This window comes from Mycobacterium sp. MFM001 (assembly GCF_003402475.1).
Taxonomy (GTDB): Bacteria; Actinomycetota; Actinomycetes; order Mycobacteriales; family Mycobacteriaceae; genus Mycobacterium.
On sequence record NZ_BFAB01000026.1, the window covers coordinates 14,037 to 30,653 of the forward strand.

Sequence of the window (16,617 nt, forward strand, 5' to 3'; positions counted from 1 at the left end):
TCAGTACCGCAAAGCGTGCAAGGCGGACAAGACCAAGATCTTGGATCGGGTGGTGGCCACCACCGGGATGGGCCGCTCGACGGCCCGGCGGATGCTGACCGGCCCGAAGCTGGCCGACCCGGCCAGCCAGGTCGACCGGCGCAGGTTGCGGCCGCGGGGCTTCAGCGATGATGCCAGGGCGCTTTTGGAGCATGTGTGGGTGTTGATGGGCATGCCGTGCGGAAAGTACCTGGTGGTCATGCTCGAGCTGTGGCTGCCGGGCTGGCCGAAGCCGGTGATCTTGACAAGCCGTTCGCCACCGAAGCGGCCATGGCCGAGCTGACGGCGATGAGCACGGCCACCGTGGACCGCTACCTCAAACCCGCCCGGGACACGATGCGCATCAAGGGCATCTCAACAACGAAACCCTCACCGCTGCTGCGTAATTCGATCACCACCCGCACCTGCTCCGACGAGAAGCCTGAGCGGCCCGGGGTGATTGAGGCCGACACCGTGGCGCAGATCCACTTGGAGGCGTTGTTGCGGACCGAGTGGTTTTCGGTCCAGCCGGTCACCAGGTCAGTCATCGTCAGCGTGCGGGCGAACTCGCCGATCAGACTCGGGCCGCAGTCTCGCCGGCATCGAGGAACTGCAGGCGCGGTTCCCGTTCGATCTGGTGATTTTCGATTCAGACTGCGGGGGTGAGTTCATCAATCATGAGGTCGCCGGCTGGCTGCAGGCACGCGACATCGAACAGACCCGCTCGCGGCCCTACCAGAAAAACGACCAAGCCCATGTGGAGTCCAAAAACAACCATGTGGTGCGCAAGCACGCCTTCTACTGGCGCTACGACACCGGCGAGGAGCTGCAGCTGCTCAACCGGCTCTGGGAGCTGGTGTCGCTGCGGCTGAATTTCTTCACCCCGACCAAAGAGGCCATCGGCCACACCATGACCGCCGACGGCCGCCGCGAGCGCGTCTACGACAAGCCGGCCACCCCCTGGCAGCGCCTGCAGGCATCGGGAATCATTGATGCACAACAGATTTCGAACATAACCGCCCGGGTCGAGGGCATCAACCCGGCCGACCTGACCCGCCAAATCAACACCATCCAGATGCGGCTGCTGGACATGGCCAAAGCCAAGACCGAGGCCCTCGCCGCCGCCCGCCACATCGACCTGCAAGCATTGCAACCGTCAATCAACCGATTGGCAAAGGCGAAGTAGTGCAAGCCCCCCACGCGCTCACCATGCGTGAGGCACCAGCCCACGCTTCGCGCTCACTTTTTGGTGAGGCACCTCGGTAGCCATCCGTAGTGCCTAACGCGACAATGCGGTAGTGAGTGGGGCCGGGTGACCGTCCGGCGACCGTGACTGGTGCTGGGGTTTCTTGGATTTGGGTTAGGCGGCGGATTGTCCAGTTCGGTAGGGTTCGGCGTGGGCGAGGATGTGCCAGATCGCGATCAGGAGGGAATGCTCGATGGCTACGAGTGCGCGGGGTGGCCCGCGGCGGGCGGCGAGTCGCTTGTAGCGGTGTTGGAAGAACGACCCGTTCGTCCGCGCGGCAGCCATCGCGGCGATCCCGAGCGCGCCTTTGAGGTGGGCGTTACCAGGGCGGGCGCGTACCTGACGGGACTTCCCGGCGGACTCATGCTGGGCTGGGCAGACACCGGCCCAAGGGGCGAGGTGGGCGGGCGTGTCGAAGCAGGCCATGTCGAGCCCTGTCTCAGCGAGGATGTTCTCCGCGCCGGTTTCACTTATACCGGGGATCGTTGCGAGCAGATCCCGGGCCCAGCCCAGGCTGTGCTCGTTGATGAGTACGCCGATCAGCCCGGTGAGCGTCTGGATGTGCGCATTGAGCAGGTCGATGCGGTCGAGGTGCAGCCGGGTGAGGTTGCCGTGGTGGGTGGTGGAGCTGCCTCCGAAGGCGGCGCGGTGCTGCTCGGTTTTGACACGCAACCGTCCTTTGGCGAGGTCGGCAAGGGACGCCGGGTTTCGCTCGCCGGCGATAAGCGCTTCGAGGAACAAGCGGCCGGATACGCCCAGGGACCGGGTGGTGATCGAGGTGTACTTGATTCCGGTCGACTCGATCAACTTCTCCAGCTGCTGGATCTCCGGGATCGCTGCCCAGTCAACAGGGTTCGCTGCCGGGTGAGGTCTCGGAGCTGGCGAATCGGCCAGGGCGGGACGAACGACCCCCGCACCAGACCGTGCGCGCCGAGCTCAGCAAGCCATTGGGCATCGGAGAAGATATCGGTCTTGCGGCCGGGCAGGTTCTTTGCGTGCCTGGCGTTGACGAGCATCACGTTCAGGGCATCCTCGAGGCCGTAATAGAACGGCTTCCAGTAGTCCCCGGTAGCTTCCACAACCACCAGGCTCACCTGCTGGGCCAGCAGGTGATCACGCAGCTCAGCGATGTTACGGTGCATCGCACCATGCACCGTAATCTGCTTGCCGTAGGTTCCCGGGCGCGCACCGGGGACACGGACGCAGACCTTCGCGTCGCGTTTGGAGATGTCCATTCCCGCGCAACGCTCGTGCATCACTTCCATGATCGTTCCTTCCATCACTATGGGGGAAGGGACAGCGACCACGGCAGGCGAACTGGGCAAAACAGTGGAGTCTGACGCACGTGCTCCAGGCAACATTCCACAAATCCCTACGACGTCCGCCCGACCAGGCTCATATTCGGGCTCTTCGGCTCCAAGGCAATAACGGCCGTGGCGCCGTGGCCGCTGTCCCGTCCACAACACAAAGCGTCCGCCCCGCCCACGCCCCGCCGAGGCGACCCTCACGGCAAAGCATCTTCCCTCCCGCCACGAACGCGCGCCCAGCGCGCGGGGATGCTGACGCGAAGTAGGGGCATCCCGGCTGATTGACAAGGTTCTAGCGCGCACCCTAATCTGACGGCAGACGCGGTCAGATAGGGCGGTCGCCACCAGATACGCATCGATTGGCACTTCATGGTTTGGCTGGTGGAGATGTGAGAGCGAGCGACGTGGTCGTGGTGCCAGGCGTTCGCCTGGATGCCGGGCTCCGAGAAAGCGAGGTTTGGTGATGTCGGTGGTGTCGCCACTGAGAAGTAGTCGGGATCCGGGTCGGACCCACGGGGCGGACGCGGTGGTCACCGGTGGCGGCAGCGGGATCGGCCGGGGCTTTTGCCTTGAGCTGGCCCGCCGGGGCGGACGGGTGGTGGTCGCGGATATCGATGAGGCCGCGGCCAAACAGACTGCCGAGCTGGTGGAGGCGTTTGGTGGGCGCGGGCATCCGGTGCGCTGTGACGTGTCAGACCGCGAAGATGTCGAGGCGCTGGCGCGCTGCGCTGAACAGTGGTTTGGCGGAGCGACGGGCCTGCTGGTCAACAACGCCGGCGTGGGCGTGGGGGGACAGGTGGTCGGGCAGACCCGGATGACCGACTGGCAGCGCACGATCGCGGTGAATCTGTGGGGTGTGATCTACGGCTGTGAGGTGTTCGTTCCCAGGATGCGAGAGGCCGGTCGGGGCGGGATCATCAACATCGCCTCGGCGGCGAGCTTTGGAGCTGGCCCTAGGATGGCCCCCTACAACGTGAGCAAGGCTGGGGTGCTGGCGCTGTCGGAGACGCTGGCCGCCGAGCTGTCCGGCACGAATGTGACCGTCAGCGTGGTGTGCCCGACGTTCGTCAAGACGAACATCATCCACCCGGAGGCGATCGACGCGGCGTTGCTGCCGCTGGCCGAACGGGCCATGGCCCGGTTCGGGTGGGATGCTGAACAGGTGGCCCGGGTGTGTCTGAACGGCCACGAGCGGGGGCGGCTGCACGTGTTGCCCCAACCTGACGCCCGACTGTTGTGGCTGGCCAAGCGGCTGGCGCCGGCCATGTTCACCCGCGCGATTGGCCGGCTGGGTCGGTTGATGCCCGCCGGTGTGCCGCCGTTGAGCTCGCCGGTGTCCCTACCGGTTGCGGCGACACAGAGAAATCCTGGGGCGCTGGCCCGGGTGCACGGGGATGGCGGCGAGACGACTAGGGAGGCTTGACATGCCTATCAACACCGCGGAGATGCTCGACAAGATCAAGGCTCGGCAGTGGGCGCTGGCTGACATCGACTGGGACGCTCCCGGGGCGGAGTTGATCACCGATGAGCAGCGTCCGGCGCTCAAGCAGTTCATGACCGACATCGTTTGGGTGGAGCAATTGGGCGCATGCGGATTTAAGGCGCTGGAGCAAAAGGTTTCCGAGCCGGCGCTAAAAGAGATCTACCGATTCTTTCAGGCCGAGGAGCAGCGCCACGCCAACGCCGAGCTGGCCTTGATGCACCGCTGGGACATGCTCGAGGAAGGCGATGAGATTCCGGAACCGAATATCAATATCCGGATCGTCATGAGATGGCTGGATCGCAATGTCGACAAAATGTCGTTGTCGATGGTCGGCACCTTCATCCCGATGGCGGAGGTGGCGCTGGATGGGGCGTTGGTGAAGTTCCTGCTCGATGAGGTGGCCGACCCGGTTTGTCACGAGACCTTCGATAAGATCAACGCCGATGAATCGCGCCACCTTGCGGTCGATTTCCATCTGCTTGAGCTGCTGGGCGCACCGAGGCTGCGCCGCCTGCTGATCAACACGGTGGGCACCTTCATCAGCCCATCGGTTTTGATCGGGTTGGTGGAGGTCGCCCCGCTGCTGTCTCGTGTGCGAAACAGCATGATTGAAATGGGTCTGCCCGAAGAGAAGCTCTACCGCGCCATCAGACGGTTCGGCGAGGTCGGTGACAAGAGCCCGACAACCCCGCGTAATCCCGTGTATCGGGTCGTGAAAGCCTATGGGAACATGATCATCGATCGCCACCATCCGTTCCACCGCTTTGTTGGCGACCCCCTGGTCCGGATGTCTGACCACTATCCGCGCTGGCTGTTGGGTGAGAAGCCGTCGTGGGTGCACACGTTGACCCACCAGCCGCAGGCATGAGCCCGACGGTGGGGCGCGGCACCCAGAGCAAGCCGGTCTCGGTGCTCATCATCGGGGCGGGGTCAAGTGGATCGAGTATGGCGGCCCGCCTTGTCGGTGCCGGTGTCGACGATGTCATGGTTCTTGAGCAGAGCCCGCAAGACAGCTGTTCCCCACACCGATCCAACTTGCCGGGGCGACCAAGCGATCTGCCGTCTCTGCTTCCGAGACCGCAGTGTCACCAAATGCAGCGCCGCGTGCATTTCGGCCAGGATGTCACCGGGTTGGCCTTCGCGGAGGATCGCGGGCACTGGATTGCGCGCACCGCCGCCGGTGAGCGGTTCGCCGGGCGTTCGGTCGTGCTGGCCACCGGTTCCTGGCTGGCCCCACGCGTTCCCGACATCCGCGGGCTGGACCGGTTCGCCGGCGAGGTCCTGCACACCGCGCGATGGGAACCAGGCCGCGACTTGGCCGACAAGCGGATCGCCGTGATCGGCACCGGCGCAACCGCGGTGCAGGTCACGCCCGAGCTGGCGAAGCAGGCTCGTCGGCTCAAGGTGTTCCAGCGCACCCCGCGATGGATCCTGCCCCGCCCGGACACCATGCTCGGCAACCGGCTGCTGGCCTCGGTCCCGCTGAGTCGGTCCGCCGCCGAGCGGGCGCTGCTTTGGGCGCACGAACCATGGGCCCTGCCGCCGGAGCGGCGTCACGTCGTGACGAGCCTGATCGAGCAGCTGGCCAGGGCGCACCTGCGCCACCGAGTCTCCGACGACTGGATGCGTCGGCTGCTGACCCCGGACTACCGCCCGGGTGACCGACCGCTGTTGGTGTCCAACGAATACTACCCGACGCTGCAACGGCCCAATTGCAAATTGGTGACCTGGCCGATCGCAACGATCAGCGAGACCGGCATCAGAACCGCCGATGCCGTCGAGCACCAGTTCGACTGCATCATCCTGGCTACCGGGCGCGACCCCGCCGTCCCGATGTTGCCGTTCCCGGTCGTCGGACGCCAGGGCACGGGATTGGCCGAGGAGTGGGCCGGCGGTGTTCACGGCTACAAGGGCATCTGCATCGCCGGGTTTCCCAACCTGTTTTTCATCCCCGAGCCCCACCCCGGCGTGAGCGACAGTTCGGCGTTGCTGTACCAGGGCGCGCGCATCGACTACGCGCTGCGGGCCATCACCACGATCGAGCGGGAGAATATTCGTGTGCTGGATGTGACCCGCGAAGCGCAGCAGCGCGACGGCACCGCGCTGCGTGTCCACCCGCCGGTGGATGTCCGCAGTTCCACGGGCCGATACCGGATGCCGCACCGGCCAGGATTCGGCTCGATGCTCTACCCGGCAACGGCCGTGGAGTACGCGAAGTTGGCTGCGGAACTGCAGTTGAGCGACTACGCCCTGAACTGCAGCGTCTCGGCGGCAGCCGGTACCGAATCGCCCGGGGGCAACGGTACCCGGCGGAGGAGATCGGCGGCGCCGTCACCGATGAGCACCCGCATGAACAGTCCGACGGGGCCGTCGGACCCCGACGCCACATGATGGCGACCCCGGTCGCGTTCCCGAAAAGGACTGATGGGTGATGGTCAACGAACGACGCGCCCCGGATCACGAGATCGTGATTGTCGGTGCCGGCTTCTCCGGAATCGGGGTTGCCATCGGCCTCGGCAAGGCCGGGATCGACGACTATCTGATCGTCGAGGAAGGACACGGCTTCGGCGGGACCTGGTACTGGAACACCTATCCCGGTGTGGCGGTGGACATCCCGTCGTTCAGCTACCAATTCTCCTTCCAGAAGCGCTCGAGCTGGTCGCGGGTCTACGCGCCAGGGCACGAGCTGCGCGATTATGCCGAGCAGTGCGCGGCCCGCTACAAGCTGCACCCGAAGACCCGGTTCGGCACCAAGGTGTGTTCCGCGGCCTTCGACGAGGAGCTGCGCCTGTGGCGGATCGGAGTCCTCGATGGTCCGCCCGTGCTCGCCCGATACCTAATCGACGCCACCGGTGTGCTCACCCAACCCCGCACGCCCGACATCGACGGCGTGGACGAGTTCACCGGTGAGGTCATGCACACGGCCCGTTGGGACCACACCAAGGACCTGCGGGGCCAACGGGTGGGCATCATCGGAACCGGCGCCTCCGCTGTGCAGATCATCCCGCAGATCGCGCCACAGGTCAGGCACCTCACCGTATTCCAGCGCACTCCCATCTGGTGCCTGCCCAAACCGGACGTCGCGATCCCCGCGGCGCTACGCAGGCTGCTCAGCATCCCAGGCTTCGCCATCCTCGCCCGGTGGGCCAGCCAGGCCTTCGTCGAGGTGACCTTCCCGCTGGCCGCTCACTACCGGCACCTCAACCCGTTCATATCCTTGTTCGAGGCCGGCGCCCACGCATACCTGCGCAGGCAGGTCCGGGATCCGGTTGTGCGCGACCAGCTCACTCCGCGCTATGCGATGGGCTGCAAGCGGCCGGGATTTCACAACGACTACCTGGCCACCTACAACCGGTCGAACGTGACGCTTGAGACAACACCGATAGAGCGGATCACCACGAATGCGGTGTGCACCCAGGACGGGCGAAATCACGAGATCGACGTCTTGATCCTAGCAACCGGGTTCAAGGTGTTTGAATCCGACAACATGCCGGCGTTCCCGGTGATCGGGCGCGACGGCATTGACCTCGGGAAGTTCTGGACCGAGCACCGGCACCAGGCCTACGAGGGTGTCAGCGTGCCCAGGTTTCCGAACTACTTCCTCATGCTGGGCCCCTACGGCTACAACGGCTCCTCGTATTTCAACCTTGTCGAAACCCAGGCGGCCCATATCATCCGCTGCATCCGGCGCGCCCGGGCCGAACGGGCCACGCTCATCGAGATCAAACCAGAAGCCAACGACCGCTACTTCGCTGAGATGCTGCATCGCCGGCGCCACCAGGTGTTCTGGCAGGACAGCTGCCGATACGCCAACAGCTACTACTTCGACATCCACGGCGATGCTCCCTTGCGGCCCGCGCCGACAATTGAAACCATCTGGCGCAGTACCCACTTCCCGCTACGGGACTACCAATTCACGGCGGACGCCGCCGGATAGCGCCTCCCCCCAAGCCAGCCGGCAGGTGGGGGCCACACCTCCAGAGCCTCGGGAAGACCGCACGGAAAGGGTCATCATGCCCCTTCCTGTTGCCCCGCCACCGCAATTGGACGAACCTGTGATGCATCAAGTCAAGATGTCCTCCTTTGCTTTCTTCCGCCTCGGATACACCATGTGGTGCACCCCAGGGGTCGGCAAAGTCGCGAAGTGGGTATTTGACCTGCGATGTTGCAGGTGTGACACGCGGGAGCGGTGTGGTTACAAGACGGTCACGGCTGTTGACCGTCTCTTTGGATGACGACCACGGGGTCGGACAAAGACAAGGACTGGGTGGATGCCAAGCTGGTCAAGGCGTTCACTCACCCTGACCCCGGCACTGGGCTGGCCAACGCTAAAAGCCTTGCTGCGCAACTAGATAAGAACTACCCCGGCGCGGCCGCCTCACTGCGTGAAGGGCTGGAAGAGATGTTCACCGTCGCACGTATGGGCATCGACGGACGCCTCGCCAAAACGCTGAGCACCTCCAACCCGATCGAGTCGATGATCTCGATAGCCCGCACCACCAACCGGAACGTCACCCGCTGGCGCGACGGACAGATGGTCCTGCGCTGGACTGCGGCCGGCATGCTCAACGCCGAACGATCGTTCCGCCGCATCAAGGGCTACAAGCAGATGCCCCAGCTCGTCGACGCCCTACGCCGACACGTCAATCCCGACGCCGACACCGCCGGTGCCGCCGCATAGAGTTCACCGTGGATCGTCATCGAAAATCCACGCGGCTCGGGACATGCTCGGTGTCCATCCAGTGCAGCGAAAACGAGCCCCGCCCAAGCCGGTCGAGGTTTTCCTGCAAAAGCTCAGCCCAGGTGGTGTTGTCCTCGCGGAACTTTTTCTCATAAGCGGCCAACGCCTCGTCTTCGAGCGGAATGTCGCTGGGCAGCGGCTCCATCCGGGTCAGTGTCTCGGTCATGTGGCAGTCCTTTCCGCGATGTGCTCCGTGTAATGCCTGGTGAACGCACTGTATGACGCCGCTCACACCGCCTGTAAGGCCTACCTGGGCCAACCCTGACCCGACGGGGCCACCGCAAGCGCGGCGGTCGGTGCGCTGGGGCCGACCACCACCACAGCAGCGCCGTGCCTTCGTACCCGCGGATGTGCCGCGCGCCCGGCGGAATGGCGTTCACGGAAATGGTTTGCGAGGCCTTGACATTGACAACCTGATGTAGCGCGGTCGAGGGCGGTCATCACGGATCCTCGAACGACGCTCAATCCGCCGAATTGCTTATCGTGCGGTCGAGAAATTCGGCGACTGCTGCGGTGAAGGCGTCGTTGTCGTCGCCCGCAACCATGTGGCCCGCGCCGGAAACGTCGACCGCCTCGGCGTGCGGTACGACTTCGAGGAACTCCTCGACCGACTGCTGCGATGTCACATCCGAGTAAACGCCGCGGACCAGAAGCGTTGGCGCTCGCACGCGGCGGGCCCCTTCGATGAGCAGTTCGCTGATGGCGCCGAACTGTTCGGCGCCGACCGCGGGGTCACCCTGCAGGAACTCGAAGTTGGAGGTTATGAAGGCCGGATCCCATCGCCAGATCCACCGACCGTCATCGCGCTGCCGCAAGACTTTGCGGAGTCCGTCCAGGTTCTTGGGACGATCGCGATGTCGGTTGTAGTCGGCAATGACGTCGGCGGCGTGGTCGAGCGTTTCGAATCCGTCGGGATGGGCGGCCATGAAAGACACGACGCGGCGTGCTCCGTGAAACTCCATTCGCGGAGTGATGTCGACCAGGACGACGGCTCCCCACAGATCGGCGGGCGCCACCAAATGCGTTCCCAACACGGTCATGCCGCCCAAGGATGCGCCGACGACAGCCGGCGGGCGGTCGTCGCTGGCATGTTTGCGAACGGTTAGCAGGTCGGATGCGAGTCGGTCGAGATCGTATCGACCATCGGGGTCCCACTCGCTGTCGCCGTGGCCGCGGGCGTCATAGGCGACGACGGTATACCCACGCGCGTGTAAGCGGCGCGCCGTGGTGGCCCAGGCGTGGCGGTTTTGCCCACCACCGTGCAGCAGTATGACAACTGCGCGGGCGGCTTTGTGCCGGTAGATATCGGCTGCAAGGGCGGTTCCGTCTTCGGTGCGGACGCGCTCAAAGGTAGAGGTCATTTTATGTGGCCTCGACGGTCACGTCGGACGGTACTCTTGTTCCCGCCCTGATCACGAGGCGCCTGCCCGCTGGCCGACGACGGTCACTGTTCCCTGCGCAGCGCATACCGCGCGCCCGGCGTTGGTGATGTCGATCCTGGCGACACCGCTACGCTTACCCAGCGCAATGATCTCGGTGACGGCAACGCATACTCCACTGGACACTGGCTGCAGGAAGTTCAGTTTGAATTCGGTTGTGGCGACCCAGGATCCAGCAGGGATCACCGGGTAGAACACCACACCCAAGCAATGGTCGACCATCGCTGACAGGCATCCACCATGCAGATTACCGAAGGGAGTCAACAAATCGGCCCGGGCATCCATTTCCACAACCAGCCGCCCGGCGGCGAACTCGGTGTGGCGGAAATCCAGGTACTTGGAAAGCCCTCCCGATGTTCCCGGCGCGTTCTGGAACTCCTCGGCTATTTGCTGGTTGAACTGCGGGAACTCCATGGTCAGCGCCTCGTTTCGTTCACCGATACCGATGCCATGGTCGAGACACTACTCCGCGATTGTCGCATCGACGCAACGCTGGGTATCGGCCAGTAGAGCGGGAAGCAGGAATCGGCGCAAGAAAGCGTCGAGGCCTTCGGGGCTACGGTTCCGGGGGCCGCGAACCGAGAGCAAGCTGAGGATGGTGCGTAGGATCCATTCGGCGGCATCATCGACCGACACGCCGGCTTCCAGTTCATGCCAGTGCGCCGCGAAGACGGGTCGCAGGAACTCGGCGACGAGTTCGAACAACGCCACCGACGTTCCCTTGGCCAACCCTACGCCGGCGAGTTCATCGTCACTGGCGAAGAGCATTCCGATTATCGGTTCGCGGCGGGCGGCCCGTACCGTGACTGCGACGAAATCCAGTATCGCAGAGCCCAAGTCGCTGTGCGACGAGATCCGCCCGCTGATGCGGTGCAGGTAGCGTTCGGCTGCGCGCACGATGACACCGGAAACGACGGATTCGCGACTCGGGAAGTAGCGATAGACCGTGGCGCGCGATACGCCGGCCTGCCTGGCGATGTCCTCCATCGTGGTGCCCGACAGCCCCTTGCCTTGCAGGCACGTTTGGGCGGCATCGAGTAGCCGGTCACGGGCCACATCGCGGCTTCGTGCCGGAGTCGCATCGCCCCATCGCAACGATTTTTTCGTCACGGTGCAAGTATGCCGTGCCAAACCGATTCGCTCTGTCGAATACCGGCGGTTGTCCCATGGACGCCAGATGTGACAATATCGCAGTCATGTCACAAAGAGGGCGTCGACGATGAGCGTGACCTGACCATTGACCATCCCACCACGCACTCCGGTTGTCGTCGGCGTCGGTGAGCTCACACACCGCGGCGAAGGCACCGTCGACCCGATCGATTTGGCTTGCGAGGCCGCGCGCCGAGCAATGCAGGATGCGGGGGTGGCGCTCGGGCGCCGGATCGACACCGTGGCGACACCGGGCATCTTGATGATTCCACGCGACAACCCCGCGTCGAGGATCGCCGAAGCGACTGGGCTCACGCCGAACCATCGCATCAGTTGTCCGGTCGGCGGCAACACCCCCCAGTACCTCGTCGAGGTGCTGGGGGGCCGCATTTGGCGCGGCGTCAGCGACGCGGTGCTGATCGTCGGCGCGGAAAGCGGCGCCTCGGCCCGCAAGGTTGCATCCGGTGATGCGCTGTTGGAGCCGAATCCCGTTGCTGCGCGGGACGAATCACTTGGTGACACACGCCCGGGACTGAGCGAAGCCGAGATGCGCGCCGGGTTACGTTGGCCGCACGAGGTGTACCCGATCTTCGAATCCGCGATCGCGGCTCGATTCGGCCGTACATTCGACGAGCAGCGCCGCTGGCTGGGAAACCTGATGGCTCCGTTCACGCTGGAAGCGTCCCGACATCCCGAGCAGGCCTGGTTTCCGCGTGCCCGCAGCGCCGATGAACTCAGCACCGTCTCCCCGGCTAACCGGATGGTGTGCGAGCCGTATCCCAAGCTGCTCAACAGCATCATCACCGTGGACATGGCGGCGGCCTTCGTCATCATGGCCGCCGAAGTCGCCGAGGAACTCGGCGTCCCTCGTGATCGTTGGGTCTTCCCGTGGTCGTCGGCCACCTGCAACGACGTGTACTTCCCGGTTCAGCGGCCCGATCTGGGTCGTTCCGCGGGAATCCGGGCCGCCGGCAAGGCAGTGTTGGCCGCCAGCGGACTTCACATCGACGACGTCAGATGGTTCGATTTCTACTCGTGCTTTCCTTCCGCGGTCGAGGCGGCGATCGACGCCTTCGATCTCGACCCGGCGGATGCCCGCGGGTTCACGGTGACCGGCGGATTGCCCTACCACGGCGGGCCGGGTAACAACTATGTCAGTCATTCGATTGTCGAGATGGTGCGACGCTGCCGAAGCGAACCGGACGCCGTGGGACTCGTGTCCGGACTCGGCTGGTACATCACAAAGCACTCGCTGGGTCTGTGGTCGGCGACCCCACCGCCAACCGGATGGCAGGCACCGGACATGGCGGGTGCACAGTGCGCGATCGATGCCACGTCCCTCGCGGTCGCTTCGCCCGCCGACGCATCCGGTAGCGCGACCATAGACGGCTACACCGTGGTGCACAACCGTGACGAAGGCCCCTCCTGGGTGCCCATTTTAGCGCGCTTGACCGACGGCCGACGCGTCGCGGCACGCAATGACGACGCCGAGGTGGCGGTGACAATGTCGAAAGAGATGTGGGTCGGTCAGCAGGTCACCGTGGGCCACGCGGACGGGCACCTCGAGTTCGAACTGCCGTGAACGCCGACGCACTCGTGCTGACCAAGCCGCGCACCCTTGAGCGGCGCCGTCTTCCGGTGCCGCGCGTCGACGACGAGTCCGGTCTTCTTCGGATCGAGGCGTGCGGGCTCTGCGGAACCGACCACGAGCAGTTCAGCGGACACCTGCAGGCTGGTTTCGCATTCATCCCCGGACACGAAATCGTCGGCGTCGTCGAGGAACTCGGTGCCGCCGCGCGCGCGCGTTGGGGCGTGTCGGTGGGTCAGCGAGTCGCCGTCGAGGTGTTCCGATCGTGCCGGGAGTGCCACGAGTGCCGCCGCGGCGAGTATCGCAGATGCTCGCGCAACGGACTGGCCACCATGTTCGGCTTCGTCGACGTGAACATCGCTCCCGGCCTGTGGGGAGGCTACGCAACCCATCTGCATCTCCCGTTCGATTCCATGCTGTTGTCGGTTCCGGAGGGACTTGACCCAATCGTGGCGACATTGTTCAATCCGCTTGGCGCAGGGATCAAATGGGCTGCCATGCTGCCCGAAACCAAGCCGGGCGACGTCGTCGCGGTCCTCGGACCAGGCATCCGTGGGATTTGTGCGGCCGTAGCAGCGAAGGAGGCCGGAGCGGCGTTCGTCGCGATGACCGGGCTCGGCCCTAAGGACCGGGCTCGGCTAGCCGCGGCCCACAAGTTCGGCGTGGACCTGACCGTCGACGTCACCCAAGACGACCCCGCACAGGCCCTCCAACAAGCGACCGGCCGGCTCGCAGACGTCGTCGTCGACGTCACCGCGAAGGCGCCGGGCGCGTTCGCGAACGCCGTCGCACTTGCGCAGCCCGGCGGACGCGTGGTGATCGCCGGCACCCGCGGCGGCGGAGGAGCGCCCGGCTTCGAGCCAGACCTACTCGTGTTCAAGGAATTACGCGTCTTCGGCTCGTTGGGGGTCGATTACCCCGCCTACCAGAGCGCCATCAAGCTGCTGGTCTCGGGGCGGTGGCCTTTCGGTGGGTTATCTCGCGAGGTCGCCGGTTTCGCAGGCCTGCCCCAGCTGCTCGACCTCCTGGCCGGCGCGGACCCAGAGCGGATTCCCGCGCTGCACAACGTCTTTGTACCGATCACCTGACAGGGCCGCCCACTCGAAAGGATCCTCCGTGAGCAACCGAAACCGGGTGGAGATGCTCGACGTGACAGATGCGCGCCAGCGCGCCGCTCAATGCGGAATCCCGGCCGCCATGGCCGAACTGTCGGTTTTCAGAATCGCGCTTCACCAGCCCGGTGTGGCGGTCGCGTTGCACGGACTGCTGGAGGAATTGCTGTGGAGGGGCGCGCTGGATGCGCGTCTGCGGGAGCTGATCATCATGCGGATCGGCTGGGTTACCGGGTCGGTCTATGAGTGGACGCAACACTGGAGGGTCGCCCGCTTGCTCGATGTGCCCGAACGCGACCTGCTCGCGGTGCGAGACTGGCGAAGCGCCGGCCACTTCGGCGAAGCCGAGCGGGCGGTACTGGCGGCGACGGACGAGACGTTGCATGACGGCACAATCTCGGATGAAACATGGGCTGCGTGTCAGCGCGCGTTGCACGGGGACCCGGCCGTCCTCGTCGAACTCGTCGCCGCGATCGGCAATTGGCGGTTGTTCTCCGCACTTCTGCGGTCCTTGCAAGTGCCGCTCGAAGACGGCCTCGAGGCATGGCCCCCTGACGGCGTTCGACCTTTCGTGAGCTCGTTGCGTGGCTAGTGCGGAGTTACGGCGGGATTGGCGGGCGAAAGTGCAGCGTGACCTTTGAGTTGTGTGCGTAGCAACTGGTAAACGGCGTTACTAGACTAATGAGGCCAGCCTCGGACCGCCGAGGTGGGTGGTCGGGTTGGTCGGTTCGGCTGCGGTCGTCGACGGTGTCGCGGGGGCGGTCCGACGCTGGCCCTTAGCGCGTGGTTGCGCTGGGAAGGTGGGGGGCTGGTCAGGCGGCCGTGTTGGGGTCAGGCTGAACAACATGGCTGCGACGGTGACGGTCAATGATGTGCTCGACGGGCATGTGGGCCTGGATGTGGAGTGCCTGGATCGGATTTATCTGAACGGCTATGTGCCCAACCTGCAGGTGGGCGGGCAGGTGGTGTCGTTTTTGACCGCGCATCTGGGTTATCCGATCCCGTCGCCGGCGATCTTGGAGAAGATCGGCACCGCGTTTCGCCGGGCGGTGGATCGCTTCGCCGCCGACAACCACATTGCGGTGGTGCGGTTTTCCAAGAACGACCGCAAGATCGACGTGATGCGCCCATACCTTTCCCGGCAGGCGGCGAGCGGACGGGCCGGGGTGGCGGCGATCGGGGTGGCCCAGGAGTTCGCGCCGGTATTCACCGCGACCAAGACGGGGCAGGCCAAGTCGGTGTGGTTCTCCTTCGCGATGTCTCAGCGGCGGGTGACCTGCTACTACTTTTATGTCTGGGATGAGGATTTCGGGCCGGCGTTCATCAAGGTCTGTGCCTATTTTCCGTATCCGATGAAGATCTGGGTCAACGGTCACGAGTGGGCCAAACGCCAGGCGGCCAAGGCAGGCGTCGCGTTCACCGAGCTGTCCAACGGGTTTGCCACCTGCGCCCAACCCGATGCGCTGCAAGCCATCTGCGACCGGCTGGGTCCCGGCTCGATCCGGGTGTTCGCCGAGCGCTGGTGGTCGGTGCTGCCGCTGCCGCTGACCGAGGCCGACCGCGCCGCGGGCTATTGGTGGGAGTTGGCGATGCGCCAGGTCGAGACCTCACGCACCCTGGTGTTCGACGCTCCCCGGCGAGCGCGTTCGTTTTTTGAGGCCCTGGTCGTCGACAACCTCGACATCGGTCGCCCGGAGCTGATCGAGTTGATCTTCAAACGCGGCCAACGCCGCGGCGCTAAGGCCGGCGGGCAGTACAAGACCAAGCTCGTCAGCTACGGCACCGACGTCAACGTCACCGCCTTTTACCGGCACTCGCGCATCAAGCAATATTTGAAAGACGGACGGGCGCTGCGCATCGAGACCGTCGTTAACGCCCCGGAAGATCTGGGCTGTCTGCGGCGCCTGGTTCATCTCGACGAGCTGCAGGCCAAAGCCCGTGACATCAACTCGCGACTGCTCGATACTGAACGTGTCGGTCAGGGCTGCGTCCTTGCGAGTCCAGCCTTTGAGCGGATCGCACGGCCCACCCTCACCGAGGATGGCAGGAGGGCCCCGGCCTTACGGTTCGGCGACCCTCGGGTCCAAGCCCTGGCCGGCGCCTTATGCACCAGCGTGCTCGCCGTCACCGGCATCACCAACAAGAGCCTGCGCGCCTTGATGACCGGACTGCTCGGCGGCACCACCTACACCATGAACCAGGCCAGCTACGACCTGGCCCGGCTGGCCCGCAACGGGCTGATCACCCGCGTCCCCGGCAAGAACCGCTATCGCCTCAACTCCGACGGGCAGCGGTTCGCGACGGGCAGCGGTTCGCGATCTTTTACACCAAACTCCATGATCGCCTGCTACGGCCGCTCCTGGCCGCCGATCAGCCAACCGCGCCACCACCACTACGAAAAGCGTTGCACACCATCGACATTCACATCACAGAAACCATCGACCACGCCCGGCTTCTGCCAAACGCAGCCTAAAAACTCAAGACAACCCTCAAAGTTCTAACGACCAAGGTTCCCTACGCCGCAGCCGGGACTT

The 16,617-nt window shown here is 64.8% G+C and carries 16 protein-coding genes and 2 pseudogenes; 11 read left to right on the forward strand and 7 right to left on the reverse strand.

The genetic code is table 11. The features are described 5' to 3' along the window. Positions 1-67 precede the first annotated feature (67 nt). Positions 68-351 (forward strand): annotated as a pseudogene (locus tag MFM001_RS25045) (transposase); the annotation flags it as partial. Here the strand turns inward: MFM001_RS25045 and MFM001_RS25050 are convergent. After that, the gene (locus MFM001_RS25050; RefSeq protein WP_238159376.1) at positions 351-566 is read right to left on the reverse strand and encodes a hypothetical protein; all 216 of its coding nucleotides are present in this window, start codon (positions 564-566) and stop codon (positions 351-353) included. The pseudogene MFM001_RS25045 and the gene MFM001_RS25050 sit on opposite strands and share 1 nt — an antisense overlap. 89 nt (positions 567-655) lie before the next feature. On the opposite strand from MFM001_RS25050, the gene MFM001_RS25055 reads away from it, so the two are divergent. Then, positions 656-1,204 (forward strand): hypothetical protein, encoded by a 549-nt coding sequence (locus MFM001_RS25055; RefSeq protein WP_237761639.1) that lies wholly within the window; start codon positions 656-658, stop codon positions 1,202-1,204. A gap of 174 nt (positions 1,205-1,378) precedes the next feature. Here the strand turns inward: MFM001_RS25055 and MFM001_RS23605 are convergent, their stop codons facing one another. Together MFM001_RS23605 and MFM001_RS23610 are read right to left on the reverse strand one after the other, a co-directional pair. Continuing rightward, the gene (locus MFM001_RS23605; protein ID WP_057003493.1) at positions 1,379-2,071 is read right to left on the reverse strand and encodes an IS110 family transposase; all 693 of its coding nucleotides are present in this window, start codon (positions 2,069-2,071) and stop codon (positions 1,379-1,381) included. Beyond that, on the reverse strand, positions 2,068-2,529 hold the full coding sequence (locus tag MFM001_RS23610; RefSeq protein WP_160118037.1) for a transposase: 462 nt from the start codon (positions 2,527-2,529) through the stop codon (positions 2,068-2,070). Before MFM001_RS23610 ends, MFM001_RS23605 begins: the two co-directional genes overlap by 4 nt. 505 nt (positions 2,530-3,034) lie before the next feature. On the opposite strand from MFM001_RS23610, the gene MFM001_RS23615 reads away from it, so the two are divergent. The 5 genes and pseudogenes from MFM001_RS23615 to MFM001_RS23635 all read left to right on the forward strand — a co-directional run. Next, positions 3,035-3,994, forward strand: a complete 960-nt coding sequence (locus MFM001_RS23615) for an SDR family oxidoreductase (protein WP_082632600.1) — start codon at positions 3,035-3,037, stop codon at positions 3,992-3,994. A gap of 1 nt (position 3,995) precedes the next feature. Continuing rightward, complete coding sequence (locus tag MFM001_RS23620; protein ID WP_057003495.1) at positions 3,996-4,922, forward strand: hypothetical protein; 927 nt, start codon at positions 3,996-3,998, stop codon at positions 4,920-4,922. After that, positions 4,919-6,445 carry an NAD(P)/FAD-dependent oxidoreductase gene (locus MFM001_RS23625; protein ID WP_116377664.1) on the forward strand — a complete coding sequence of 509 codons (1,527 nt, stop codon included), beginning with the start codon at positions 4,919-4,921 and terminating at the stop codon, positions 6,443-6,445. The genes MFM001_RS23620 and MFM001_RS23625 overlap by 4 nt, the downstream gene beginning before the upstream one ends. A 40-nt stretch (positions 6,446-6,485) precedes the next feature. Further along, complete coding sequence (locus MFM001_RS23630; protein ID WP_116377665.1) at positions 6,486-7,991, forward strand: NAD(P)/FAD-dependent oxidoreductase; 1,506 nt, start codon at positions 6,486-6,488, stop codon at positions 7,989-7,991. A 312-nt stretch (positions 7,992-8,303) separates the two neighbouring features. Then, positions 8,304-8,735: pseudogene (locus tag MFM001_RS23635) on the forward strand (IS256 family transposase); the annotation flags it as partial. Between the two features lie 16 nt (positions 8,736-8,751). On the opposite strand, the gene MFM001_RS23640 reads toward MFM001_RS23635, so the two are convergent. The 4 genes from MFM001_RS23640 to MFM001_RS23655 form a co-directional block, all read right to left on the reverse strand. After that, a complete protein-coding gene (locus MFM001_RS23640) occupies positions 8,752-8,961 on the reverse strand; it encodes a hypothetical protein (RefSeq protein WP_057003499.1) in 210 nt (69 codons plus the stop codon). Positions 8,962-9,256: 295 nt separating this feature from the next. Continuing rightward, positions 9,257-10,156, reverse strand: a complete 900-nt coding sequence (locus MFM001_RS23645; protein WP_116377666.1) for an alpha/beta fold hydrolase — start codon at positions 10,154-10,156, stop codon at positions 9,257-9,259. A gap of 51 nt (positions 10,157-10,207) precedes the next feature. After that, on the reverse strand, positions 10,208-10,648 hold the full coding sequence (locus tag MFM001_RS23650; RefSeq protein ID WP_116377667.1) for a PaaI family thioesterase: 441 nt from the start codon (positions 10,646-10,648) through the stop codon (positions 10,208-10,210). A gap of 48 nt (positions 10,649-10,696) precedes the next feature. Beyond that, a complete protein-coding gene (locus MFM001_RS23655) occupies positions 10,697-11,344 on the reverse strand; it encodes a TetR/AcrR family transcriptional regulator (RefSeq protein ID WP_116377668.1) in 648 nt (215 codons plus the stop codon). A gap of 127 nt (positions 11,345-11,471) precedes the next feature. On the opposite strand from MFM001_RS23655, the gene MFM001_RS23660 reads away from it, so the two are divergent. The 4 genes from MFM001_RS23660 (at position 11,472) to MFM001_RS23675 (ending at position 16,584) form a co-directional block, all read left to right on the forward strand. Continuing rightward, positions 11,472-12,965: an acetyl-CoA acetyltransferase gene (locus MFM001_RS23660; protein WP_116377669.1), complete on the forward strand. Its 1,494-nt coding sequence runs from the start codon at positions 11,472-11,474 to the stop codon at positions 12,963-12,965. Beyond that, complete coding sequence (locus MFM001_RS23665) at positions 12,962-14,059, forward strand: zinc-binding dehydrogenase (RefSeq protein WP_116377670.1); 1,098 nt, start codon at positions 12,962-12,964, stop codon at positions 14,057-14,059. The genes MFM001_RS23660 and MFM001_RS23665 overlap by 4 nt, the downstream gene beginning before the upstream one ends. A 52-nt stretch (positions 14,060-14,111) precedes the next feature. Continuing rightward, the gene (locus MFM001_RS23670; protein WP_116377671.1) at positions 14,112-14,675 is read left to right on the forward strand and encodes a carboxymuconolactone decarboxylase family protein; all 564 of its coding nucleotides are present in this window, start codon (positions 14,112-14,114) and stop codon (positions 14,673-14,675) included. 253 nt (positions 14,676-14,928) lie between these two features. Next, positions 14,929-16,584 (forward strand): hypothetical protein, encoded by a 1,656-nt coding sequence (locus MFM001_RS23675; protein ID WP_202864147.1) that lies wholly within the window; start codon positions 14,929-14,931, stop codon positions 16,582-16,584. The last annotated feature ends 33 nt before the right edge of the window (positions 16,585-16,617 follow it).

Excerpts from the sequence above, each read along its gene's own strand:
- MFM001_RS25050 (WP_238159376.1), bottom strand. The coding sequence starts at position 566 with ATGACTGACCTGGTGACCGGCTGGACCGAAAACCACTCGGTCCGCAAC.
- MFM001_RS23610 (WP_160118037.1), bottom strand. The coding sequence starts at position 2,529 with ATGGAAGTGATGCACGAGCGTTGCGCGGGAATGGACATCTCCAAACGC.
- MFM001_RS23615 (WP_082632600.1), top strand. The coding sequence starts at position 3,035 with ATGTCGGTGGTGTCGCCACTGAGAAGTAGTCGGGATCCGGGTCGGACC.
- MFM001_RS23620 (WP_057003495.1), top strand. The coding sequence starts at position 3,996 with ATGCCTATCAACACCGCGGAGATGCTCGACAAGATCAAGGCTCGGCAG.
- MFM001_RS23625 (WP_116377664.1), top strand. The coding sequence starts at position 4,919 with ATGAGCCCGACGGTGGGGCGCGGCACCCAGAGCAAGCCGGTCTCGGTG.
- MFM001_RS23630 (WP_116377665.1), top strand. The coding sequence starts at position 6,486 with ATGGTCAACGAACGACGCGCCCCGGATCACGAGATCGTGATTGTCGGT.
- MFM001_RS23640 (WP_057003499.1), bottom strand. The coding sequence starts at position 8,961 with ATGACCGAGACACTGACCCGGATGGAGCCGCTGCCCAGCGACATTCCG.
- MFM001_RS23645 (WP_116377666.1), bottom strand. The coding sequence starts at position 10,156 with ATGACCTCTACCTTTGAGCGCGTCCGCACCGAAGACGGAACCGCCCTT.
- MFM001_RS23650 (WP_116377667.1), bottom strand. The coding sequence starts at position 10,648 with ATGGAGTTCCCGCAGTTCAACCAGCAAATAGCCGAGGAGTTCCAGAAC.
- MFM001_RS23670 (WP_116377671.1), top strand. The coding sequence starts at position 14,112 with ATGCTCGACGTGACAGATGCGCGCCAGCGCGCCGCTCAATGCGGAATC.
- MFM001_RS23675 (WP_202864147.1), top strand. The coding sequence starts at position 14,929 with ATGGCTGCGACGGTGACGGTCAATGATGTGCTCGACGGGCATGTGGGC.